The organism is Streptomyces sp. HUAS MG56, from assembly GCF_058673395.1.
Genome location: NZ_CM178722.1, coordinates 830725 through 853904, shown reverse-complemented (window position 1 = coordinate 853904; position 23180 = coordinate 830725). Strand labels below are relative to the sequence as shown.

General features: G+C 69.4%; 19 protein-coding genes and 2 pseudogenes. 12 read left to right on the top strand and 9 right to left on the bottom strand.

The annotated features are described in order from the left end of the window. Positions 1 to 45: 45 nt before the first annotated feature. The 4 genes and pseudogenes from AC4OXY_RS04210 (at position 46) to AC4OXY_RS04195 (ending at position 4989) form a co-directional block, all read left to right on the top strand. Positions 46 to 917: pseudogene (locus AC4OXY_RS04210) on the top strand (alpha/beta fold hydrolase). Positions 918 to 939: 22 nt separating this feature from the next. Continuing rightward, positions 940 to 2712, top strand: coding sequence for an MOSC domain-containing protein (locus AC4OXY_RS04205; protein ID WP_491993193.1), 1773 nt, complete (start codon positions 940 to 942; stop codon positions 2710 to 2712). 47 nt (positions 2713 to 2759) lie between these two features. Next, positions 2760 to 4256 carry a dihydrolipoyl dehydrogenase family protein gene (locus AC4OXY_RS04200; protein WP_491993192.1) on the top strand — a complete coding sequence of 499 codons (1497 nt, stop codon included), beginning with the start codon at positions 2760 to 2762 and terminating at the stop codon, positions 4254 to 4256. A 334-nt stretch (positions 4257 to 4590) separates the two neighbouring features. Continuing rightward, positions 4591 to 4989, top strand: a complete 399-nt coding sequence (locus AC4OXY_RS04195) for a hypothetical protein (protein WP_491993191.1) — start codon at positions 4591 to 4593, stop codon at positions 4987 to 4989. A gap of 447 nt (positions 4990 to 5436) precedes the next feature. Here the strand turns inward: AC4OXY_RS04195 and AC4OXY_RS04190 are convergent, their stop codons facing one another. The 4 genes from AC4OXY_RS04190 to rpmG all read right to left on the bottom strand — a co-directional run bounded on the left by AC4OXY_RS04190 (position 5437) and on the right by rpmG (position 7522). Continuing rightward, positions 5437 to 6306, bottom strand: a complete 870-nt coding sequence (locus AC4OXY_RS04190) for an LLM class F420-dependent oxidoreductase (RefSeq protein ID WP_362817569.1) — start codon at positions 6304 to 6306, stop codon at positions 5437 to 5439. 556 nt (positions 6307 to 6862) lie between these two features. Then, positions 6863 to 6985 (bottom strand): type B 50S ribosomal protein L36, encoded by a 123-nt coding sequence (gene ykgO / locus AC4OXY_RS04185; protein ID WP_270086932.1) that lies wholly within the window; start codon positions 6983 to 6985, stop codon positions 6863 to 6865. A 53-nt stretch (positions 6986 to 7038) separates the two neighbouring features. Next, positions 7039 to 7299: a type B 50S ribosomal protein L31 gene (locus AC4OXY_RS04180; RefSeq protein ID WP_491993190.1), complete on the bottom strand. Its 261-nt coding sequence runs from the start codon at positions 7297 to 7299 to the stop codon at positions 7039 to 7041. A 58-nt stretch (positions 7300 to 7357) separates the two neighbouring features. Beyond that, a complete protein-coding gene (rpmG, locus tag AC4OXY_RS04175; RefSeq protein ID WP_225102430.1) occupies positions 7358 to 7522 on the bottom strand; it encodes a 50S ribosomal protein L33 in 165 nt (54 codons plus the stop codon). A 1275-nt stretch (positions 7523 to 8797) separates the two neighbouring features. Here rpmG and AC4OXY_RS04170 point away from each other — a divergent pair. Then, positions 8798 to 9463, top strand: a complete 666-nt coding sequence (locus AC4OXY_RS04170; RefSeq protein ID WP_491994777.1) for a DUF4097 family beta strand repeat-containing protein — start codon at positions 8798 to 8800, stop codon at positions 9461 to 9463. Between the two features lie 202 nt (positions 9464 to 9665). After that, positions 9666 to 10907, top strand: a complete 1242-nt coding sequence (locus AC4OXY_RS04165) for a serine hydrolase domain-containing protein (RefSeq protein WP_491993189.1) — start codon at positions 9666 to 9668, stop codon at positions 10905 to 10907. Positions 10908 to 11183: 276 nt separating this feature from the next. On the opposite strand, the gene AC4OXY_RS04160 is transcribed toward AC4OXY_RS04165, so the two are convergent. Then, positions 11184 to 11336, bottom strand: coding sequence for a hypothetical protein (locus tag AC4OXY_RS04160; RefSeq protein WP_491993188.1), 153 nt, complete (start codon positions 11334 to 11336; stop codon positions 11184 to 11186). 746 nt (positions 11337 to 12082) lie between these two features. Here AC4OXY_RS04160 and AC4OXY_RS04155 point away from each other — a divergent pair. Together AC4OXY_RS04155 and AC4OXY_RS04150 are read left to right on the top strand one after the other, a co-directional pair. Beyond that, the gene (locus AC4OXY_RS04155; protein WP_491993187.1) at positions 12083 to 13372 is read left to right on the top strand and encodes an MATE family efflux transporter; all 1290 of its coding nucleotides are present in this window, start codon (positions 12083 to 12085) and stop codon (positions 13370 to 13372) included. 64 nt (positions 13373 to 13436) lie between these two features. After that, positions 13437 to 13615, top strand: a pseudogene (locus tag AC4OXY_RS04150) (Uma2 family endonuclease); the annotation flags it as partial. Between the two features lie 9 nt (positions 13616 to 13624). Here the strand turns inward: AC4OXY_RS04150 and AC4OXY_RS04145 are convergent. After that, positions 13625 to 14545 carry an AEC family transporter gene (locus AC4OXY_RS04145; RefSeq protein ID WP_491993186.1) on the bottom strand — a complete coding sequence of 307 codons (921 nt, stop codon included), beginning with the start codon at positions 14543 to 14545 and terminating at the stop codon, positions 13625 to 13627. Between AC4OXY_RS04145 and AC4OXY_RS04140 the strand changes: the two genes are divergently transcribed. The 3 genes from AC4OXY_RS04140 to AC4OXY_RS04130 all read left to right on the top strand — a co-directional run bounded on the left by AC4OXY_RS04140 (position 14502) and on the right by AC4OXY_RS04130 (position 17612). Continuing rightward, entirely contained in the window at positions 14502 to 15038 is a 537-nt protein-coding gene (locus AC4OXY_RS04140) for a hypothetical protein (protein WP_491993185.1), read from the top strand. The genes AC4OXY_RS04145 and AC4OXY_RS04140 overlap by 44 nt on opposite strands. Before the next feature lie 262 nt (positions 15039 to 15300). After that, positions 15301 to 16047, top strand: a complete 747-nt coding sequence (locus AC4OXY_RS04135) for a DUF6042 family protein (protein WP_491993184.1) — start codon at positions 15301 to 15303, stop codon at positions 16045 to 16047. After that, positions 16032 to 17612 carry an alpha/beta hydrolase gene (locus tag AC4OXY_RS04130; protein WP_491993183.1) on the top strand — a complete coding sequence of 527 codons (1581 nt, stop codon included), beginning with the start codon at positions 16032 to 16034 and terminating at the stop codon, positions 17610 to 17612. The genes AC4OXY_RS04135 and AC4OXY_RS04130 overlap by 16 nt, the downstream gene beginning before the upstream one ends. A gap of 929 nt (positions 17613 to 18541) precedes the next feature. Here the strand turns inward: AC4OXY_RS04130 and AC4OXY_RS04125 are convergent. Beyond that, on the bottom strand, positions 18542 to 18976 hold the full coding sequence (locus AC4OXY_RS04125; protein ID WP_491993182.1) for an SDR family oxidoreductase: 435 nt from the start codon (positions 18974 to 18976) through the stop codon (positions 18542 to 18544). Between the two features lie 637 nt (positions 18977 to 19613). Here AC4OXY_RS04125 and AC4OXY_RS04120 point away from each other — a divergent pair. Continuing rightward, positions 19614 to 20606, top strand: coding sequence for an aldo/keto reductase (locus AC4OXY_RS04120; protein ID WP_491993181.1), 993 nt, complete (start codon positions 19614 to 19616; stop codon positions 20604 to 20606). Positions 20607 to 20823: 217 nt separating this feature from the next. Here AC4OXY_RS04120 and AC4OXY_RS04115 read toward each other — a convergent pair whose 3' ends face one another. Together AC4OXY_RS04115 and AC4OXY_RS04110 are read right to left on the bottom strand one after the other, a co-directional pair. Next, a complete protein-coding gene (locus tag AC4OXY_RS04115) occupies positions 20824 to 21372 on the bottom strand; it encodes an MmyB family transcriptional regulator (RefSeq protein ID WP_491994776.1) in 549 nt (182 codons plus the stop codon). Between the two features lie 2 nt (positions 21373 to 21374). Then, positions 21375 to 22907 carry a hypothetical protein gene (locus tag AC4OXY_RS04110; protein WP_491993180.1) on the bottom strand — a complete coding sequence of 511 codons (1533 nt, stop codon included), beginning with the start codon at positions 22905 to 22907 and terminating at the stop codon, positions 21375 to 21377. Positions 22908 to 23180 lie beyond the last annotated feature (273 nt).

Genomic DNA, 23180 nt, shown 5'->3' with positions numbered 1-23180 from the left:
CAACAAGTAGTTCATCGTCGCTAAGGGTGACCACCGGAGGCCATCGTGCTCTCTACGCATCACCGGACCGCGACCGTCGACGCACAGCAGGTGTTCTATCGTGAGGCGGGCCCCGAGGAAGCCCCGACAGTTCTGCTTCTGCATGGATTCCCCAGCAGGACACACATGTTTCAACACCTCATTCCCGGCCTCGCCGACCGCTGTCACGTGATCGCCACCGATCATGTCGGATACGGGCCGTCGTCCATGCCCCAGGCCGGTGAGTCCACCTACACATTTGTTCATCTGGCCGCCATCACTGCGGGATTGTCGGAGAAACTGGGGATCAGCCGTTTCTCGGTCTATGTACATGACTACGGCGCGCCCATCGGCTGGTGCCTTGCCCTGAATCCCGCGTTCGAGGTGACCGCCATCATCTCCCAGAGCGGCAACGCCTACATGGAGAGCTTCGCCAAACGCTTCTGGGACGATCTGCTCTCGTACGCGACATCACCCGGTCCCGGTCCCGACACCGAACCCGGCGCGCGGGCGAAGTTCAGCGCCGAGACCACGCGCTGGCAGTACGAGAACGGGGCCGAGGACCCGAGCCCGGTCAGCCCGGACAACTGGCTGCACGACCAGACCTGCTGGACAGGCCGGGCAACGACCAGGTGCAGCTGGCGCTCTTCCGGGACTACCCGACGAACATCGAGGGTGAATCGCAGCTCCACGAGTACTTCCGCGCCAGCCAGGTGCCACTGCCGGCCGTCTGGGGTGAGCGCGACGAGATCTTCGGGCCGGACGGTGCTCACGCCTTCTCGCGCGATCTGCCCGATGCCGAAGTCCATCTGCTCCCAGCCGGTCATTTCGCCCTGGAAACGCACCTGGACGCCATAAGCGGTTACATCCACGGATTCCTCGGCCGTGTGACCGGCTGAGGGTCGACGAGGAGGGCGAGCGGTGGCCACCTTGATCTCAGTCAACGTGGGGATGCCGAAGGACGTCTCCTGGCACGGCAGGACCGTGTACACCGGGGTGCACAAGCAGCCCGTGTCCGGGCCGCGGATGGTGCGGCGGCTGAACATCGACGGTGACGGTCAGGGTGACCTCGGCGGACACGGCGGGGAAATGCGGGCCGTGCTGGTCTACCAACTCGACTCGTACCGCTACTGGTCCCAGGAACTGGGCCGGGACGACCTGACGCCGGGCATCTTCGGGGAGAACTTCACGGTCGACGGGCTCCCCGACGACGAGGTGTGCATCGGCGACCGGTACCGGGTCGGCCAAGCCCTTCTGGAGGTCTCGCAACCGCGGGTGACCTGCTACCGGGTCGGCATGCGCCTGAAGGAACCGCGCATGGCGGCGCTGCTGGTGGCCCACCATCGGCCCGGCTTCTACCTGCGTGTCATCGAAGAGGGCGAGGTAGAGGCCGGGCAGCAGATCGTCAAGGTCTCCACCGGCCCGGAAGCCATGAGCGTCGAAGAGATCGACTCCGTCCTCTACCTCTCCGGGCACACCCCCGACCAGGTGCGCCGTGCCCTGCGCATACCGGCTCTCAGTCCGGGCTGGCAGGGCTCGATGCGCGACCTGCTCGAACAGGCCGACAAGGGCGCGACCACGTCGTCCGGCAGCGCCGGCCTCACCGCCGCGGCCGGCGTCCCGCCCCCGGCGTGGCGCGGCTTCCGTCCTCTGACGGTCACGGACGTCCACCCCGAGAGTGACAACGTGATCTCCCTGAGTCTGGCCGCGGCTGACGGCTCCGCCCTGCCCGCAGCGCTGCCGGGACAGTTCCTGACCGTGAAGATGCGCACGGCCGAAGACGGGACTTCCCTGATCCGCAGCTACTCGCTGTCGGGCAGACCCGGCACGGGTACGTACCGGATCAGTGTGAAGGTGGAACCACACGGCCTGGCGAGCACCTATGTGCGCACGCACGTCCGGGCCGGCGACAGCCTGGAGTTCGCCGCACCGCGCGGCACCTTCTGCCTGCCCAGTGGTGACACGCCGGTCGTGCTGGTGTCTGCCGGCATCGGGGCGACTCCCGTGCTGGCCATGCTGCACTCACTGGCGGACACCTCCTCCCGCAGACAGGTGTGGTGGCTGCATGCCGCCCGCAACGGCCGTGAGCATTCCTTCGCCCAGGAGGTGCGTGACCTGGTGGGACTCCTGGCCGACGCACGGTCCGTCGTCTACTACAGCAGGCCCGACCCCGCCGACGAGCGCGGCAAGGACTACTCGGAAGCAGGCCGCATCTCCGGGGAGCGGATCCTCGGTCTGGGCCTGCCCACCGATGCCGACGCCTACATCTGCGGGCCGGCGGCCTTCATGGACGGCATGACCGACGCGCTGGTCAAGGCCGGCTTGCGGCCGTCCCGCGTGCACACCGAGAACTTCAGCGGCGGCCCCTCCCTCACTCCGGGGATCAAGGGCACGTCCGCGGCGAGGGCGCCGCACCGGCCCGAAGGCGCCCCGGGCACCGGTCCCTCCGTCTCCTTCGCCCGCAGCGGACTGACCGTCCCGTGGAACGACGACCAGAACTCCCTGCTGGAACTCGCGGAAGCATGCGACGTCCCGGTCCAGTGGTCGTGCCGCACGGGCGTCTGCCACACCTGTGAGCTCGCCATGATGTCCGGGTCCGTGGACTACTTCCCGGACCCGGTCGAGCCGCCGGGCGAGGGGAACATCCTCATCTGCTGCAGCAGACCCGCGCAGGACGTCGTCCTGGATCTCTGACACCTGCCCGCCCGGCGGGCGGGCCTTCTCGGCGGAAGGACGAACGGATGGTTCCCAGGACAGCAGCGGTGGATCCGGATCGGTCGGAGTGGGACGTGATCGTCCTCGGCGGTGCCGCGGCGGGCGAGAACGCCGCACAGTACGCGAGCCAGTTCTCCGGCCTGTCCTCGGTGCTCGTGGAGGACCGCCTGGTCGGCGGCGAGTGCTCGTACTGGGCGTGCATGCCCAGCAAGGCCCTGCTCCGGCCGGTCGAGGTGGTCGACGCCGCTGCCCATCTGCCCGGCGTCTCCGCACGGCTGGATCCGGCCGGGGTGTTCGCCCGACGAGACCGCGTGATCAACGGACTGGACGACACCTCCCAGGTGACATGGGCTCTGGACACCGGGATCGACGTGGTGCGCGGCTATGGACGACTGGCCGGTGAGCGCGTGGTCGTGGTGAGCCGGCCCGACGGTTCGACCAGGACGCTGACCGCCCGGCACGCTGTGGTCCTCGACACCGGTTCCTGCCCGGCCGTCCCGGATGTGCCGGGCCTGCGCGCCGCGCTTCCGTGGACCTCTCGCGATGTGACCACGATGAGTGAGGTGCCGCGCCGGGTGGTCATACTCGGTGGTGGTGTGGTGGCCTGCGAGGCGGCCACCTGGCTGCACGGCCTGGGGGCCGAGGTCACGGTCGTCCATCGCGGCGAGCGGCTGCTGGCCCGCAACGAGCCGTTCGCCGGGGCGCTCGTGGCCGAGGAACTGCGGGGCTCGGGGGTCCGTCTGTGCCCCGGGCAGAGCCTGTCCCAGGTGAAGCGGTCGGACACCCGTGACACGGGCGAGGGGCGGGTGCACGGCGGTGAGCTGAGCGTGGCGCTGGACGACGGGACGGTCATCGTGGCGGACGAGGTCGTCGTCGCCGCCGGGCGCACCCCGAACACCGACGACATCGGCCTGGAAACCGTCGGGCTGCCTCCGGGCGGCTTCCTCGACGTCGACGACCAGCAGTGCGTACGGGCGGCGGACGGCAGCTGGCTCTATGCCATCGGGGATGTGTGCGGTCGCGTGCTCCTCACACACATGGGCAAGTACCAGGCGCGGATCGCCGGGGACGCCATCGCGGCCCGCGCCGCCGGCCGCGCCGACCTGCCGTCCGCCGCGGCCGGACACGTCGGGGCACCGCAGGTCGTCTTCACCACGCCGGAGGTCGGCAGCGCCGGTGCCACCGAGCAGCAGGCGCGCGAGGCGGGCCTGGACGTGGAGACCGTGGAGTACGACCTCGCCGCGCTGGCCGGCACGTACGTCATGCGCTCGGACTACCGTGGACGGGCCAAGCTCGTAGTCGACCGCGGTGACGACGTGGTGGTGGGGGCCACGTTCGTCGGCGCGGGCATCGCCGAGCTCGTGCATTCGGCGACCACAGCCATCGTGGGGCGCGTCCCCGTGCCCACCCTCTGGCACGTCGTGCCGAGCTACCCCACCGCGAGTGAGATCTGGCTCCGCCTCCTGGAGACGCTGCGCGGGCAGCGCCACACCGCTGGCTCGGACCGGCGCCACAGCCCATAGGACTGCTTCCCGGTCGACAGAACCTCAGAAGATCCTCGGCGGATACGAGGCCCCCGGCTCGCGGAGGGCGACGTCGCCGTCCTGGCGGCCCGCCCCCGTGCCCGCCGACCGGCGAGGGAACGGGTGACGGCCGCGCGGCGGTTGTCGACGGTGATGAAGTGCCGGCACACATGCCGGAGGCAGCCTCGATCCCTCCGTGCTCACCGGTCGCCACGATGGCACGGATGCCCATGTCGGTGCCCAGCGCGAACAGGGCCAGCAGCAGGCGCCGCTGGAGGGTGGCGCGGTCGATGTGCTCGTACGCGGCGAGCGAGGCGCCCCATAGGGTGATCTCATGTTCGATCGTTTGGAGATCCGGGTGTTGCCGCCGCGAGCCCGGTTCGCTGCCCAGTTGAGGTTCTGGGTCAACGGCGAGGACGTGATCGAAGGGGCGGTCCACGCGGGCGGCCGTGGGCCGTTCGCGGCTGACGTGCTGCCTGCTGGCCGGCCCAGCCTTCTGCGGGCGACCAGCGAGGCACGCCGTCTGGAGCTGGGGGAACCGGAGTGCACCGGCGGTTGCTGCGGTTTCCTGTCCGTCGTCGTGCAACGGTTCGGGGACATCGTGCAGTGGTCGTACTGGGAGGTTCCGCACGCCCCCGCCTCCCCGCCGCCGGAGTTTCACTTTGACGCCGGCCAGTACGACGCCGAAGTGGCACGTGCTGAGGCAGACCGGTGGTGGCAGGCCCACACGTAGTCCAGCACGACGCGCCCCTGCCTGGCTGCGGGCTCTTACCGTCGCTGAGTCCTTGGATTAGGGGGAACGCCCCCAGCCAGCCCGGTGCTGTCGGAAACTCGTGAACATTCGGACCAGGCCGCGGCGGCCGTTCCGCAGGCCGATGTAGCTGTTGGGGTGTGCGTTGTCCCTCCGTTTCCGTTCCGGTGAGCAAGTCCCGTCTCTGCCCGCGTAGATCGCGCGGGCGAGCAACCCGGACGGTACGACGGCGATGTGGGTGCGGGACCGGCTGGACGGGCTGTGGGACGACGAGGACTTCGCCGGCTGGTACCCGCGCGACGGCCGTCCGGGTCTGTCGCCCGCCCAGCTGGCCACCGTTTGCGTGCTGCAGTCCGTGCTGGGGCTGTCGGTCGCTGTTCATGGGGTCCGCAGGGACTGGGGGTGCGGCTGGTGCCCGGCAGGCCTGTGTCACTCGCCCGGGCGGATCCACGTCCGAGCGAGTTCCGTGACCCAAGTGGCCGCCTCGTCGGGAGTTGGCGGGGGCGCGCCGACGACGACGAGTTCGGTGACGCCTGCCGCGGCGAGCTCCGGGAGATGCTCCGGGGTGCTGTCGCTCGGTGCGACGGCGACCGTGAGCTCGTCAAGAGTGCGACCGTGGAGGGCGCACTCGTCGGCGAGCACGGCGATGCGTGCCGGGATGTCGGCCATTGGAAGGTTGAAGCCGTACCAGCCGTCGGCGAGCGTGACCGCGCGGCGCAGTGCACTATCGCTGTTGCCGCCGATCACCACCGGGAGTCGGCCGCCGCGCAGCGGCTTGGGGTTGACCCGGATCGCGTCGAATCGGGTGAACTCTCCGGCGAAGGAGGCAGGGTCCTCGGCCCAGAGAGTACGCATCGCGGCGAGGTACTCGTCGGTGCGCCGCCCGCGTCCGGCGAAGGGGATGCCAAGGGCGGTGAACTCCTCGGCCGACCAGCCGGCCCCGACACCGAGGCTGAACCGCCCGGCGGAGAGTACGTCGAGTGTGGCGGCCTGTTTGGCGACCACGACCGGGTTGTGCTCGGGCAGCAGGAGTACGCCGGTGGCGAGCTCGATCCGGCTGGTGACCGCCGCCGCGAAGCTCAGGGTGAGCAGGGGGTCCAGCCAGTCTGCGTCCGGGGGTACGGCGATCCGGCCGTCTGCGGAGTAGGGATAACGGGAGGCGGGCGCGTCAACGAGCACCACGTGCTCACCACACCACAGCCTCGCGAAGCGGTGCGTCTCCGCAGCCGTGGCCACGGCCCGGATCACCTCTGGACGGGCACCGTCGCCGATACCGAGCGCGTGCAGCCCTACCCGCATTGTCCACCTCCCGACCCCTCACCCTAGGCACGAGAGCGCGGATGCGATCGACGTGGCGCGCCGCGCGCGGAGGGCGGGGCACGCGGCCGACGAGCGAGCCACTACCCAGCTGGGCTGCCGACCTCCGCGTCACCACCGACTTCCAGGCCGCCCGCCGCCACTGCTACGGCACCACCGCCGCCGAACCCCCACCCGCCAGTGCGTCCGCCCGGCCCGCCAACCGGTGGCTCACCCTGCCCGCCCTGGACCGCCTCGCCTCTTACGACAGCGCCGCCCCCTGCGCTGCCCCGTGCACGCCGCCGCCGATCGTCTGGCGACACTGTCCGTCGGCCGGGCGTATGGATGTCGGGGGCCCAGGCGGCTCCCCACGGCCGGAACACCTGCCCGCCCGATCGGCCCCCGGACCGGAGGTCAGTCCGTCCGCCGACGCGGCGCGGGGGAGCCACTGCCGCCGGGCGCCGGCCGGCGGGACCGGCCCGACCGATGTCGCGCCCACCGGACGCGGAGCGGCCCGGCACCGTGTAGCCGGTGCCGGGCCGCCCATGTGTTTCGCGCTTCAGCCCTGGCGGGCCTTGAAGCGCGGGTCCTTCTTGTTGATCACGTATGTCACGCCGTGCCGGCGGACCACCTGGGCGCCGGGCTTGTTCTTGAGCGAGCGCAACGACTTGCGTACCTTCATGGCCGTCTCCTTTCCGTGCGATCGAACCGGGGGCGTCGTCGACGGCACTGCCGTCAACGGCCGGCCCGAGTGGTGCCTGCGTAGCGCCGCTCGAACCGCTGGACCCGTCCCGCTGTGTCGACGACGCGGGAGGTGCCGGTGTAGAAGGGGTGGCTCGCCGACGAGATCTCGACGTCGACGACGGGATAGGTGTTGCCGTCCTTCCACTGGAGCGTGTGCTGCGCAGCGGCGGTGGAGGGGACGAGCAGTTCGAAGCCGGCTGCGCGGTCGCGGAAGAGGACGGGGCGGGAAACGGGGTGGATGCCATGCCTCATGACAGTGTCCTTCCTGGGTGCCCCTGTCGCCCGGGGCGCCGGGCGACAGGGGCGGGGGTCAGCGTTCTTCGCGGAAGAGGACGTGGGCGCCGGCCTTCGGGTCGTACTTGCGCAGGACCAGCCGGTCGGGGTCGTTCTGGCGGTTCTTGCGGGTCACGTAGGTGACGCCGGTGCCGGCAGTCGACCTCAGCTTCACGACGGGCCGCGTGGTGCTGCGTGCCATGAGGTGCCCCTTTCACGTGCACCCGAGTCGGTTGACTCGGGCATGTCAGGCAAGATGTACAACGGCATCCGCCGGTCCCGCATTCCCGGCGCCGGCGGACCTCAGCGCGTGACGAGCGCCGCCCTGTCCCGGGCGGCCCGCACCCGTGGGGTGCTCGGCACCCACAGGCGACGAGCCCGGCATCGCGGCGGCCCCTCGGTGCCGGCGGCCACGCTGATGAGGACTCCCTGCACGGCCCTGCCTGACACACCTTCACAGCGGGCGCAGCTGACGACGGTCACGCTTGCGGGAGCCGTCCCTGTCGAACGCGTTCGAGTAGCGCGCCCCGCGGTCCTTGCGCATCTGCGCGCCTCGGGGTGATCGGTAGAAGGGCGTCTGGCTGGGGCTGTCGATCCGGAAGTACCGGTGGCCGTCAGTGGGGTTGGAGGTTATTGGCTAGGTGGTCTTGGAGTTCTTGGCGGCGGAGCTGGTAGGCGGTGCCGGAGATTCTGAGTAGGCCTGCGTGGCAGGCCCAGGTGAGGAAGTGGTCGAGGCGCCATGGCAGGCGTTGGCGGGTGCATAGCAAGGTGGCGACATGTCGGCGCCAGGCACCCGCCCAGCGCGCCCTCCCACGTCGCCGCAGGCGCCGCAGCGATGATTCGTACCGAGCCGCCGGACCGATTCGAGACCTTTGAACGAGTCAAGAAGGCGGCGGCTGTCATTGCAATGGCAGGCGGGTTCTTCGTCCCCCACACCCTTGGGCCTGTTGGCGCCCTGGCCTCCACCGTGGCACATGGCATCGGGCTCATCTGATCAACTCGCCCGCCGCGCGCAGCCCGCACGATCTGGCCCCGTTCGGCGCTGCTCTCGTCGCCGGTACGCTCCGGTAGCTGAGCGAGCCGTGTCAGGGCTTCCGTGTTACCGGCGTCGGTGGATTGCCGGGCCAGGGCTTCGGCGCGCGGGCCGGGCCGGCGGCGGCCCCGTCATGAGGTGCCGGCGTTCCTGCTGGGTCTGCCTGCCGGCGTCACGTCCCTTTCATTCCCCAGGTGTGCTCCGTGGTGCTGCTCGGCGTTCCCGGCGTCCCCTCATAGTGTTCATCTTCAGATCATTGCAACGAACTGGAGTGAGGGGTGTTGCGTTAACTCTTAATCCGTTGCAACGATGTTGCGGCATCTACCTGCGGAGTTAAGAAATAGGCGCAACGATGCTGTTGCTAGATATATGAATGCAACGTAGCGTTTCTGTCATCGGAAACGACGAGCCAAGGAGTGTACGATGCAGAAGAACCAGAGCACGATGCAGAAGTTCGACACCCCCGCCCCGGTCTCCGCCGTCCTGGACATCCCCGCCGGACGCGTCCGGTTCATCGCCGCGGACCGCGCCGACACCACCGTCGAGGTCCTGCCCGCCGACCCCTCCAAGAGGCGCGACGTCCAGGCCGCCGAGCAGACCACCGTCGACTGCGCCGACGGCGTCCTGCGGATCCGCACCTGCGAGCCCAGGAACCAGCTCTTCGGCCCCTCCGGCTCCGTCGAGGTCACCGTCCAACTGCCCGCCGGTTCCCGCATCGAGGCCAGGACCGCCGGCGCCGAACTGCGGACCGCCGGCCGCCTCGGCGACGTCGCTTTCGAAGGCGCGTACCGTCAGATCGAGATCGACGAGGCCGCGAGCGTGCGCCTCATCGCGGTCGACGGCGACGTCGAGATCGGCCGGCTGGGCGGCCCCGCGGAGATCAGCACCGCGAGGGGCGACATCCGGATCACCGAGGCCATGGGCGGCACGGTCGTGCTCAGCACGCAGTCCGGCGACATCACGGTCGGCGCGGCCGCCGGCGTCTCGGCCTCCCTGGACGCCGGCACCGGCCACGGCCGCATCAGCAACGCCCTGAAGAACGACGGCAGCGCCGATCTCGACATCCGTGCCACCACCTCCAACGGCGACATCGCCACCCACAGCCTCTGACCCACTTGCGCCGAAGCGGCACCCCCAACACCAACCTGGCCACCAAAGCGACCGCGAACGCGCGAACGCCAAGGACGCCACGCCGGGGCGGACATGCCGCAGACGAACGCAGCGCGGCCACCGTCCCGGGAAACACCTGGCAGCAGCCACACCTCACCGCGCCACCACACGCACCCACACACCCCGCAAGGAGCACACAGTCATGTCCCTCAACCTCACCGACCAGCGCAGCGGCTTCTCGGAAACCGGGCTGCGCAGGATCCGCGACGTGTTGGCACGGCACGTCGGGTCCGGAAGGATTCCCGGACTGGTCGCGCTGTTCAGCCGGGGCGACGAGACGCACGTCGAGGCGGTCGGGACGATGCGTCATGACGGTGGTGCGCCGATGCGCCGGGACACGATCTTCCGGATGGCATCGACGTCCAAGCCGGTCACGATGGCGGCGGCGATGGTCCTGCTGGACGAGTGCCGGCTGCGGCTGGACGACCCGGTGGAGCCATGGCTGCCGGAACTCGCCGACCGGCGGGTGCTGAAGCGGATCGACGGCCCGCTGGACGACACCGTGCCGGCACGGCGCCCGATCACCGTACGGGACCTGCTGACCTCCACCTTCGGGCTCGGCATGGACCTGACGGCACTGGGCACCCCGATCATGGACGCGGTCTTCGAGCGGGGCGTCTTCAGCCAGAGCGCGACAGGGCTCGGCACGCCGGACGAGTGGATGGGCCGACTGGGCACGCTGCCGCTGATGCACCAGCCCGGAGAGCACTGGCAGTACCAGATCAGCAACGATGTGCTCGGCGTGCTCGTCGCCCGGGTCACCGGGCAGTCGTTCGAGTCGTTCCTGGGTGAGCGGATCTTCGGCCCGCTGGGGATGAAGGACACCGGTTTCCACGTGCCTGCCGGCCAGATCGACCGACTGCCGCCCTGCTACACGCCGGACCCGCAGACAGGGGAGTTCACCGTGTGGGACGAGGCGGCGGGCGGGCAGTACAGCGCTCCCGCAAAGTTCCAATCGGGCGGCGGCGGCCTTGTCTCCACCGTCGACGACTACCACGTCTACTTCAGGATGCTGCTGAACCACGGGACGCACGGCGGCGAACGCATCCTGTCCCGGCCGGCCGTGGAACTCATGACCACCAACTGCCTCACCCCCGACCAGCAGGCCGCCCGCAGCGACCTGGCCCGCAACAACGTCCACATCTCCTTCGGCCAGGGACAGCACGGCGGCTGGGGCTACGGCATGGCGGTTCGCACCTACCGCGGCGACTACGCGCCCATCGGCCAGTTCGGCTGGGACGGCGGCACCGGCACCACCGCCTACGCCGACCCGCGCAACGGACTCGTCGGCGTCCTCCTCACCCAGGTCGGACTCTCCCTCCCGGCCCCGGCACAGCTCATCCACGACTTCTGGACCACCCTCTACCAGGCAATCGACGACTGACACCGAAGCCCACGCCCCGGCGCGCCCGCCTCTGACACGCGGCAGCCGGCAGCCAGGCCCTGACGCCGAACCGCCGACGTTCTCATAAGGCTTGGCCGTGGCCCTGTCCCAGCGCCCGTGCCTGAAGGAGCTTCGCGTGTGCACACGATCGTCATGGAAGGGCGGTTGCCCTGCGAGTGCGACGGAGCTGGCCTCCATAGGGGGCACAGGAGACAGCCGTCCTCGCGGTTCCGTGGCCATCACGCGCCCACGCGGCCTTCCCTGGGGGCATCCAGGTCATCCGGGCAGCTGTCCCTTGACGAGGGCGGCGGGGAAGGCCTGGTGGAGTACTTGGTCGCGCGGGAAGGAGAGCTGGAAGACCTGCTCGCTGCAGAGCTGGAAGACGTGGGCTCCGTTTCGGTCGAGGCCGTTGGTGTAGCCGGGGCTCATCTGGCCTGGCCAGTGTCGGGCGGCCAGGGCAAAGGAAAGGTCTACGTGAACTCGCCGAGCAACTGCCGGGTCACGGTCCCAGCGAGCAGTTCGACCGGTTCCATGGGGCTGTGCCGCGCGCCGGGGTCACGCAGTGCCCGGCACAGGGGATGTCCTCGCGGGCCAGCCAGGTAATGCCGTCGTCGGCCACTGTTCGTCTCCTCATGCGGGAAGGAAGCGCCGTTCCCGTCGTCCGGACGGCGTGGCGAGAAGTCGACGTTGATGTCGGCTGCAGGAGTAGGCTCAGTGCGCCTCAACGCTTCCTGCCCCGGCACCGGCAAGGTGATCCGTTCTCCTCGGCGCGGTGTTCGCCGGAGATGTGACATGACGGCAGGCCGCCTGGTGCGCAAGAGACCGGGCGATGGTGTGAAGCGGCGTCGATCCGCCGGCGCCGGTGCTCGGACAGACAGCGCAGCCGTCCCTCGGTTTGCTCTCGGCCTGCGTCATCTCCGTGTTCGCGGTCACGGCGAGTACCGGGCGTACGACGTGCAGCTTCCGTCGTGGAAGTAATCGAACGGGCACGGGAGCAGCCGAAATCACTCTGGAGCTGGGGCCATCGGACCGGCTGGCCGGACCCAGCCGTGAGAGGCCGGCTCACGACACACGGATGGTGAGGTCAGATGACCGAAGTCGTACGGAAAGATCGGTCCGGGAGCGCAAAGGGGAACCGTACGGAATTACGGTCGATACTCGGGTTCAGCCTCCCGATGTCGGTCGCCAACTACGTGCAGCAGTCGTACCTGTTGGCCGACAGCATTATTGTCGGGCACTACGTGGGTGTCGGCGGACTGGCCGCGGTTGGCGCCGCTCAGCCGATCTTCTACCTGGTCAACGCCGTGTTCCTGGGGCTGGTGAGCGGTTTCGCCATACGGTTCGCGCGCATGACCGGCTCCGGCCGCGCCGAGCACCGGCAGGACGCGGTCATCGGCCTCGCGGCCTTCACTGTCCTTTGGGCCGGCCTGTGCGTTGCCTTGGTGTTCTGTGCCACCGGTTCTTTCCTGAACGCCATGGGGATCCACGGCACAGTGGCCCACGCCGCCACGACCTATCTGCGGACACTGTCCTTCGGGTTCGTCGGTGTGTTCGGGATCGGCGCGTTGGGCGGCTTCCTTCGGGGACTCGGCGACTCCCGCACGGTCATGTACATCACGGTGTCCAGCAGTCTGGTCAATATCGTGCTCTCCTGGAGTTTCGTGGCGCTGCTGGGACTTGGGGTGCGTGGAGCGGCCCTGGGCACTGTGGCGGCGAGCTCCGTGGCCTTCCTGGCGGGAGTCGTGCTTGTGGCCCGCCGGCACCGGATCCACCGCTACCGCAGCACCCTGCCCTCACTGGCCTGGCAGGCCGCCTCGTCTCTGCGGCTGGGCTTCCCCGTAGGCATCCAGCACGTCATGCTCTCCCTTGGCACTATGGTCCTGACGTCACTGATTGCCCCGTTCGGGACCGCCGCGATCGCCGCGTTCAGCATCGCCGCCCGGCTGGAGGCCCTCGCCGGCCGGTTCTACCTGGACCTGTCCGGCGCCGTGACGGTCTTCGTCGCCCAGCACACGGCAGCCGGGGACGCCCAGCGGGCGCGCCGAGTGCTGCTCCAGGCGTTGCGGGTCTGCCTGTGGGGGACCGTGACGGAATCCGTCCTGGTCATCCTCGTCCGGCAGGACATCGCCGCAGCGTTCACCACCGCAGGGTCGGTTCGCGGGATCGTCGCCTCCTACATCCTCATGGCGTACCCGTTCTTCCTCCTGTACACGGCGATGGCGGTCACTCACGGCTTCCTGAACGGCATCGGCCGTACCGTCTTCCCTCTGGTGTGCACGATGCTGTCGTTCCTCGTCGTCCGCGTCCCCACGGCCTCCCTGCTGAAGGGCCCCCTGGGGCTGGACGGCATCATCTGGGCGGTGCCCATCGGCTGGCTCGTCGGCCTGGCGTACACCACGTTCGCGGTACGCCGGTACATCCAGGATGCCGAGCGGTTCATCCCCCTGCCGACATCTGCCGGATGAGGCGCACGTGCCCACCACGACCTGCCCCCCCGCGATCTCGGGCCTGGGGTCTGTCGTGCCGCGCACACCTGGACGTCCGCTCTGCCTCCTCATCGATAGCTGGGCCCCGGAGGTCCCACCATCACGCTGTACGGCGAGCCGCAGGGGGACGTCTATCGCGTTCTGCACGCAGGCAGGTTCGGCGACGAGTTCCTGCTTCCGGAGCCGTTCGACCTGAAGCTCGACACTGGCGAGTTCGTCGTCGACTGGCCCTCATCCCAACACCGCCGCCACCCCCACCAACACCGGCACCGACACCACCGTCGACAGCAGGATGGACTCTCTCGCCAGGGACTCGGCCACCCGGTACCGGCTCGCGTACGTGAACAGGTTCTGCGCGGCCGGCAGAGCCGAGGTCACCACCACGTCCAGCAGCGGGGCGCCGTGCAGGCCGAAGACGCCCCACGCCAGTACCCACGCCACGGCTGGTTGGCCCAGGGACTTCAACGCCACCGACAGCAGGACCAGTTGGCGGTCTCGCCCCCGGCCAGGGGCCGCGCTGCCGTGCAACGACATGCCGAAGGTGAGCAACGCCGCCGGGACGGACATGTTGCCGATCAGGGTCAGCGGATTCATCACCGGGCCCGGTACGTGCCAGCCTGCCGCCGACACCACCACCCCCGACAGCGAGCCGATCGCTATCGGGTTGCGGAGCGGGGTCAGCAGGCGCTGCCACAGCCCACCCTTCTCGCCCATGCCCGACAGGTCCAGGATCGTCAGCGCCAGCGGAGTCACCAGGACCACCTGGAACAACAACACAGGCGCCACCAGGCTCGCGTCGCCCAGGACGTACGCCGCGATCGGGATGCCGAGGTTGCCCGAGTTGACGTAGCCGGAGCACAGGGCGCCGATCGTCGTACGGCCCGCGTCCCAGCCGCGTAGCATGCCGATCGCCGCGAAGAAGCCGGCCACCGCGGCCGTGCTCAGCGCAGTCACCAGCAGGCGCGAGGAGAAGAGGACCGACAGGTCGGCCTTCGCCAGCGTCGTGAACAGGAGCGCGGGGCCCGCCACCGTGAAGGCCAGCCGGGTGAGGACCTCGATGCCCTGGTCACCGAGGGTGCCGCGGCGGCCGAGGCCGTAGCCCACCGCGATGACGATCGCGATCACCGCGAAACCGCTCAGCACCCCCTCCACAGGGCCAACCCTCTACGGAACAAGGTGTCCCGGTCAATGTGATCTACATCGGTCTCGCGGGGTACGCGATGAGTTCCTGCACTGGCCCGACGACGTCCTTGAGCAGTTCCTCTTCGATCACGGGGACAACGGCGCTTTCGTGTACGACTACGACAGCATCGACCTGCTTGAGGTCAAGCGGCGGCTTGAGACGATCCCGGCCGCGGACTTCATCGGGATGCCGACCGGAGCGTCCGATGCCGACTGCATCGAGAGCTACGCCGAGAACCCGGTGCACTGGGTCAAGGCTCGCCGCCCCGAGGTGGGTCGGCACTGGGAAGAGCACGGGACATGGCTGCGCCCGCCGATCCTGATCGCCCGACGCCTCCTGGACCCATCAGACAGCGGGCTGCAGGTCGTAGAGGGCAGGACACATGTTGGTGTCCTGCGCGGCCGCCTGCGCGAGGGGCTGCACGTCGCGTCCTGCCACCAAGCCTGGGTCGGGCGCGCATGACAACGCTTCGCGCACCACAGTGCGTACGCTGCGAGCGTTTGACCGTTTTTTCGAGGAGACGCTGCGGATGACTGAGAACCCGTCTGTGCCCGGACCGCGCCGGGACCTGGCGATGCACAACGATTGGTGGGCTTCGGGCTGGGACCACGTCTTGCCCCGCCAGGACTTCCCGCTGACGATGCTGATCGGGACCGCGAGTTAGCCCGGTTTCACCGGCTCCCTGGACGACCTCCTCCAGGAGATCTTCGAAGGCCACTGGGACATGATCGGCGGCGATCTCGACGGCGTGCTCACGTTCTCGTGGCCCGACGAGGAGTGGGACTACGAGGAGGCGCCGGAGGGGCGCGAAGCGAACGAGGCACATCGCTGGGAAAAGTTCGGCGTCATGCTTACGGCCGCCGGCTACCCGGTGTCCAAGACCGTGCGGGACCTGTCCGAGCTCTACCTGACGTGGGGCCTGGCGCACTGCGAGGAGACACCGGACGGCCCCCGGTGGTCGATGCCCGCCGCGCGGCCCGGAGTTGAGCAAGGGGAAGTCGCAGTTCGACGCGAGCGACCGGGCGTTCCTGGCTGCGCTGTTGCACCCGCTCTCGCCGAACGCGCTGAGCAGGGTGCGGCTGCTGGTGCGGCCCGACACGGTGCTGCGATGGCATCGCGACCTCGTCGCACGCCGCCACACGGCTCGCTCCCGGAAAAAGCGCCCGGCCGGCCCCAGACCGTCCACTCGATCCGCGCCTTGGCCCTGCACCTGGTGCGCGAAATCCCCGGGTGGGGCTACAGGAGAGTGCGCGGTGAGCTGCTCGTGCTGGGGATCAAGGTTGATGCTTCAACGCTGTCCGGGTGCCGGCATCCAGCCCTATGGGGGGAAGCCGGAGCCCGGGGGAGTGCTGGCACCACCCCGAAGACGGACACCAGCATGATTGTTCGAGCACCGTCCGGGCTCGAACATCGAATCAGGCGCCGTGCGGCCGGGCGCGGCAGTGAGAGGATTCGATGTCCAGATTCTTGAAGTTCACGTCCTCGGTGTGCGGGTCCCGCGCGGTGTGGTGGCCGGCGGTCTCCGTCTCGGGTGTGGTGACCGCGGCCGTCGCGGCGGTGGTGGCGCCAGCCGCGGCACAGGCCGGGCCGGCCATCGGGCCGCCGTCCGCTGCGGCCCACTATGCCGGCCAGCGACTCGACTGGCAGCCGTGCGCCCAGGCCCCGACGCTGGAGTGCGCGAAGATGACCGTTCCCCGCGACTGGCACCACCCGGGCGTCGGCGCGGACCTCACCATCGAGGTGTCCCGGCACCGGGCGGCCGGTTCCGCGAAGCGGCACGGGGTGCTGATGATGGCCGCCGGCGGACCGGGCGCGTCGGGGCTGAACCGGCCCGCGGGGTTTGTGAAGGCGTCGCCCACGGTCGGCGCCGCGTATGACGTGGTCAGCTTCGACCAGCGCGGCGTCGGCAGCAGCTCGCACGCCACGTGCCAGACCGACGCCGAGTTCCAGGACTTCTACGCCGGCGACTTCCGCGACCGCTTCCCCGCCGCGGTCCAGGGCGTCGTGAACCGTTCCCGGCAGTTCGCGAAGGACTGCCAGGAACGCAGCGGCGATCTGGTCAAGTACCTCAATACGGACCAGGCCGTGCACGACATGGACCTGTTCCGTGCGCTGCTCGGCGTGCAGAAGATCTCGTACTACGGCCCCTCGTATGCCACCTGGCTCGGTGCGTATTACGCGACGGAGTTCCCGCAGCACGTCGAGCGCGCCGTGCTGGACAGCAATGAGCCGTTCGGCGCGACCTGGCAGCAGGCCGAGCTGGGGCAGCCGATGAGCTTCCAGCGCCGCTTCGAGCAGGACTTCCTGCCCTGGATTGCGAAGTACGACTCCGTCTACCACTACGGGGGTACGGCGGCCGAGGCGAAAGCCACGTGGGAGGCACGCCGCGCCGCGCTGCACGACCACCCCATCACCATCGGCCCGCTGACGATCGGCCCCAACCAGCTCGACAACGCCACGCTCCAGGGCATGTACAACGCCGACCTGCAGTGGCGCTCTCTGGCATCCGTACTGGCCGCCCTGGAGCACTGGGACACGGCGACTCCGGCCGAGCGGCAGTTGGTCGAGAAGACTTTCGCGAGCTACCTTTCTCCCGGTTTCGCCGCTGCCTTCTTCCCGGTCACCTGCAACGACACCCCTTGGAACCGCGACCTCAACTACTGGCTGCGGCAGAGCGCCACGGACACCAAGAAGTATCCGCTGGTGGGAGCCCGGGAACTCGCGTACGCGGCGACGTGCGCTTCCTGGCCGAAGTCGGACGCGCCGCACGTCAAGGTCACCGGCAAGGGGCTGCCGCCCACCCTCGTGCTCAACTCCGTGCACGACCCGGCCACGTACTACGAGGGCGCGCTGCAGGCGCACAAGGCGCTGAATGGCTCACGGCTGGGCACGGTCACCGGAGGCGGCGACCACGGCCAGTACCAGAATGGCAACGCGTGCGTGGACTCGGTCGTCGACGCCTATCTGCTCAAGGGGAGGATCCCCGCGCACGACATGATGTGCCCTTCTAAGCCCCTTCCGACACCAACGGGTTGATCGTGTACGGGCAGGTCGGTTGCGTCCGCTGGGACCTCGGGCCGACACCGTCCGCCCGGCCCAGGCACAGAGGGCTGTACGCCGGGGACGGTTTGACCGGCGCGCTCACCGACAGGGTCCTGGGCATCCGCCGGGCCCCGGCCGCCTTCAACCCAGCCCCGGCAGCCCTGGACCTGTCCCGCCCGCGACCTGCGGGCATCGTCGGACAGGGCGGCGCCATCGGCCGTCACCTCCGCGATCCGAAAGCACGCATCAGATATGCCCCTCCTTGGTGATCAACGCGCAAGCGCAAGCGGAGCTACAGGCACCCGACCGCACGGCGTAATGACAAATTCACGCCACGTCACCGGCCTTACTCGCACTCACCTCGCCACCTCCTTCCTCTGTGCGCGGGCCAGGCAGGGATGCCGGGCACCGGGATAACCGCCGGTGGCGCCGGCGCCGACAACCAGAATCTTCATGAGGAGGAACCCTTCTTGGCAGGGGGAGTGGGAGGCGGTGGGGAGCACGCAGCGCGGGCGGGCCAGCGCGTGGATGACCAAGTCGGCGTCCTCGCCGGGCGGTTCGGGCCGATCGCCGGTGATTGCTCGTGCGGTGGGCGGCACCGACTCCGCCCACCGCACGCCTCCCTCCCAGCCCCCACGTGAACCGCTGGGGCTGGGAGGGAAACCTACGCAGCACGCTGTCCGGCAGAGATCTGAAGCACGCGTCTGCATGCACATCAAGCGCGGCTGACGAGCACCGCCTGGAGGGCATGGGGAGCGGCCTGCACTTCGGCGCCTCGGCTGGCCGTGGCCGGTCTGGGTGCTGTGTCGCGGAGGAGAAGGGCGTCTTGGCATCGTGTGGCCCGGACAGTCACCGCGCGCCTCGCCCTTCCGGCCGGCTCGCGCTGCCTCACGCGCCGAGGGCGCCTCGGTGCCGTCGCGGGCTCATCCGGGCGTCGGACCGGTCTTCTCGGGGTGGCGGCGGAGCATTTCGTGGTAGGTCTGGCCGCCGCTCATCCCCAGCGCTCGGGCGATGGGACGCTTGGTCAGGGCGGTGGCGATCAGGTCGCCGATGCGGGGGGAGACGGCCTCGCCGAGCAGCAGCATGCCAGCCATGCCGGGCAGGACGACACGCCGCCTTCCGTGCCGGGCCGCGGCCACCACGGCGCGTCCCACATCGTCGGGTGACAGCGGGCTCATGTGCCGGAAGGGGGGCGGCATTTCGTCCTCCTTGGCCTCCCGCAGCAGATCGGTGGCGGTGAGGGCGGGGTGGATGACCGAGACTTGGATGCCGGAGCCGGCCACCTCCTGGCGCAGGCTGTCGGAGAACGCGGAGACCGCGTGAAGAGGCGATCCCGCAGTCGACAGGTGCGGGGTCACTCGTGCTGGGCACCATCGCTGTCGCGCTGATCGGCTTTCCTCTGCTTCCGGCGTCCGTTCCGAACCAACTCCGCTTCCCCCCTCTCTTGTTCATCCTGCCCTGGGGATCTGGGCGGTTGTCTCCGGGGGCATCGCCCTACGAGGCATGCGCGGCGGCGAGGGAGTCAGTCGCATCCGGGCGCGGGCCGGGATCACCCTCGGCACGGTGGCCATCGTGACGGCAATGACCGTCATCGTTCGGGCGTGCTGGGCGCTGCGCCACATCTAGCAGTGCCCATGACGCCCCCAGCGGGAGAACGCACCTCACGTTTTCCGGTCCCACCCGGGGGCCGTCAGGGTCCCGGCCCTGACGGCGGACGAAGCCCCCTGCCAGGGGGTTCGCCGTGTCGGCTGACAGCCGGCTCCGTGTGCGTGCGTGTGGGAACCGGTGGCTACGGCCTCTGTTAGGCGTGGCGGTCGCCTCGCCGCGCGCCTGCTGCGTCAGCTGCAGCCATCATCGTGGCCGGCGTTCATTGATGGAGGCCGAACGGGCCGGTCCTCCGGCTTGACTTCGAGCGCGCTCCAAGTCCTAGTTTCGGAGGCGTTCGTCAGTGCTCAAGGTACCGCCCGGTCCGCCGGGCAGGAGGAGTATCCGCGCATGATCACCCGAACCACGCTCGGCTCGCCCGGTCTCACCGCCAGCGCGATGGGCCTGGGGTGCATGGGGATGAGCGAGAGCTATGGCGCCGCCGACTGGGACGGCGGCCTGGCCACCATCGACCGGGCCCTGGAGCTGGGCATCACGTTCCTGGACACCGCCGACGCCTACGGCACCGGGCACAACGAGGTGCTGGTGGGCCGGGCCATCCACGGGCGCCGGGACCAGGTGCAGCTGGCCACCAAGTTCGGCATCGACCGCAGTGCCGGCGACCGGGCACGCCGCATCCGCGGTGCCCGGGACTACGTGCTGCGCTCCTGCGACGCCTCGCTGCTGCGGCTGGGCGTCGAGGTGATCGACCTGTACTACGCCCACCGCCCGCCTCAGGACGTGGAGATCGAGGAGACCGTCGGGGCGATGGCCGAGCTGGTCGAGGCGGGCAAGGTCCGCCATCTCGGCCTGTCCGAGGTCGACGGTGAGCTGCTGCGCCGGGCGCACGCGGTGCACCCGATCACCGCGGTGCAGAGCGAGTACTCGCTGTGGACCCGCGACGTCGAGGCGGTCACCCCGGTGATGGCCGAGCTGGGGGTCGGGCTGGTGCCGTACTCGCCGCTGGGGCGGGGGTTCCTGACCGGCACCCTGGACCGCTCCACACTGGGCGAGAAGGACTTCGGGCGCACCAACCCCCGCTTCGACGGCGAGGCGGGCGAGGCCAACGAGAAGATCGCGCAGACCGTGCGCGAGGTGGCCGACCGGCTGGGTGCCACCCCGGCCCAGGTGGCGCTGGCCTGGGTGTACGCCCAGGCCGAGCGGCTCGGGGTGGCGGTGGCGACCATTCCGGGCACCCGCAGCCCGGCCCGGCTGGAGCAGAACGCGGCTGCGCTGGAGCTCACCCTGGACGCCGAGGCGCTGGCCGCGCTGGACCCGCTGAGCGACCAGGTGATGGGCGAGCGCTACACCCCCGCGCACACCGCTGAGGTCGCTCGGGGTTAGCTGGTGGGCTCGACGCGCACGACGTCCAGCTCGACGAGTAACGATCAGTGAGCAGGTGGCGGTAGCCGGGGGCGGCAAGACGGCCGTGTCGTGGGCCAGGCAGTGCGCGCAGCCGCGTTTGCGAAATCATCGCAGCACCAGACCAGCACCAGCACCGTTTGGCGGAAGCGACCGGGCGCGCGAGCCCTTCGGGGGGCGACGCGGTGGCACGTCCCGGTCACCCGTCTGTCAGTGCGTGTGGGACGGTGCCGGAATCGCGTCGGGGTGCGCGCAGCCACTCGACGCGGTCGCGGCTGACGTCGTCAGCCGGGGTGCAGTCGTTGATGTAGGTCTCCGGTGTGGCGGTGACGGCGAGCGTGGTGCACCGGTACACCACCTGGCCGACCGCCGGGTTGGCGTACACCCGGAACTCTCTGGTCGCCGGCAGGGCGACTTCCTGGGCGGCCCACAGCACGGCGAACTCCGGGCTCGCCGCCGACCGCCTGCGGACCAGGTCCGTCCAGGCGGGTCCCTTCAGGTGCCGCGCGTACGCGGCACGGAACGTCGCCACCAGCGCCGGCAGTTCGGTTTCCCTGTTCTCCATCGTGTTGCAGCAGGGGGGACGAGGAACACCTCGCAGAGCAGGTTGAGTTCGCCCCGTTCGATGACGCGCGGCCGAGGGCGATCGTCGGCAACAACCGTCGCGATGGGGCCATGACGGATGACAGCCGCCACGTCTGCCGGCGGGGTCCAGTCGCAGTCCGGGGGTGCCGGGCTGCGCTGGCATGGTCATCGCACGTCGACGTAGTCCGTGACCAGGGGGCTCTTGAGGTATTGGCCGCCTATGTTGCGGTTCAGGGCAACTGCCCAGGTGCCGTCCTGGGTGTCGTTTTGGGTGATGTTGCGGATCCGGCCCTTGGAGTCGGTGCTCAGGTCACTGATGTAGCGGTAGGTGGAGGCACCGCGAGGCCGGAAGTACAGGGCGGGGTTGGCGTCGGCGAGCGGCTTCCAGGTGGTACCCGTGTAGTACTGGAGTGTGCCATTGAGGTGGATGAGGCCGTTCCTGCTGACCGGTTCGGGGGTGACGTCGAACCCGGTGATCCGTGTGGGGTAGCGGCGTAGGCGGACGGGCTTGGTGGTGCTGCTCGCGAGGTCGGGGTTGCCGTTGAAGCGGGCACGCCAGTAGGCGTTGTTCTGCGCGGTGAATGACGCGCCGAAGACTTCCTGGAAGTTGGGCTTGTTGTAACGGATCTTCACCGGGATTGTGGAGGCGGACTTCCAGCCGGTCTTGCCGTCCTTGGAGTATTCGATGGTGACGGCGGTGTTGGACGGCCAGTGGGCACGGGGATCGCTGTACTCGATGTCTCCCGAGACGTGTAGTCGGGAGTTCTCGTCGAGCGTGGCGTCCATGGTGAGGTCAGTCGTGTATGCCACGTGGAGGCTGAAAGGCTCAGTGGCAGGCTGCAAGAACGGCGTGTCGCCGAGGACGAGTTGGCCGGTCGGCAACGGATTGTCCGAGGGGACGCGCAGGCTGTAGAACCCCTTGTCGTCCGTGGTGGTCGTCCCCCCGAACCCCTGCGAGGAGCCGGTACCTATGAGGCTGAGTGACGTGTGCGGCAGCGGCTGCCAGCCGTCGGCCGTCTGGATCTCCGCGTGCCCGGTGACCGTGCCCGTCGTTCCCTCGCGCAGGTTGAGGGCCTGTGTGCTCGCCGTGAACCGGGTCGGTGCCTGCACGGGGTTCATGGGCTGCTGGGGCGAGCGCAGGAGGATCGCCCCGGGGTAGGCGCTGGAGTCTTGTGGCCATGCCGTCATGTCGGCCCAGTACACGGTGGGGACGAACGAGAAGGTGAGGCGCCCGTCGGCGCCGGTCTGCGTGTTGAACCTGTTGTATGGGGAGGTGCCCTGGCAGGTGATGACGACCGGCGCGTTGGCGACCGGAACCCGTGTGCCGGGCGTCCGCGGGTCCTCGGCAACTTCGGTACCGCTGACGGTCACTTTTTGATGGAAGTAGTCCGGCTTGGTCGGCGTCACCGCAAGGTCCGGGACAGTGAGAATGGTCTGGTACTGCAGTGTCGAGCGTGAGGCGACGCCGGTGACCGTGGCGCCGGAGGAGTCCTCCATATCGACGGTGATCCGGTACTCGCCGAGGTCCGCGAGGTGCACCGGGGCCCGCCAGACTCCAGAGCGGCCGTCCGTGCCGGACTGCTGGGTGAAGTCGTCAGTGGATCCGGCCTCGGGCGCGCCGTTCGGGCTGCCGACGGGGGTGAAGTGGGCGGTGATATGGGTGATCGCATTGTCCGAGTGCGCGGTGATGAAGACCATTCCGGGATAGTCGTACCAGGAGTCCGCGTTATCCAGGACGGGTCCAGTCCCTGGAGCGGCATCGGCACGGGCCAGGGCAGGGCCGGTGAACATCGAGGTCGCCAGCGCTGTGGCAGTGGCAGTCGAAAGCAGAGCAGCACGTCGCACGGTGTATCCCCCCACAGGATCACATGGCCCCGGCTCAGGGGGCCATCCGGTACCCGGCCCGACATCACCATTGGTGCGGATCGTGACCAAGTGATGGATGAATATAGCGGCTGGATCGAACACAAG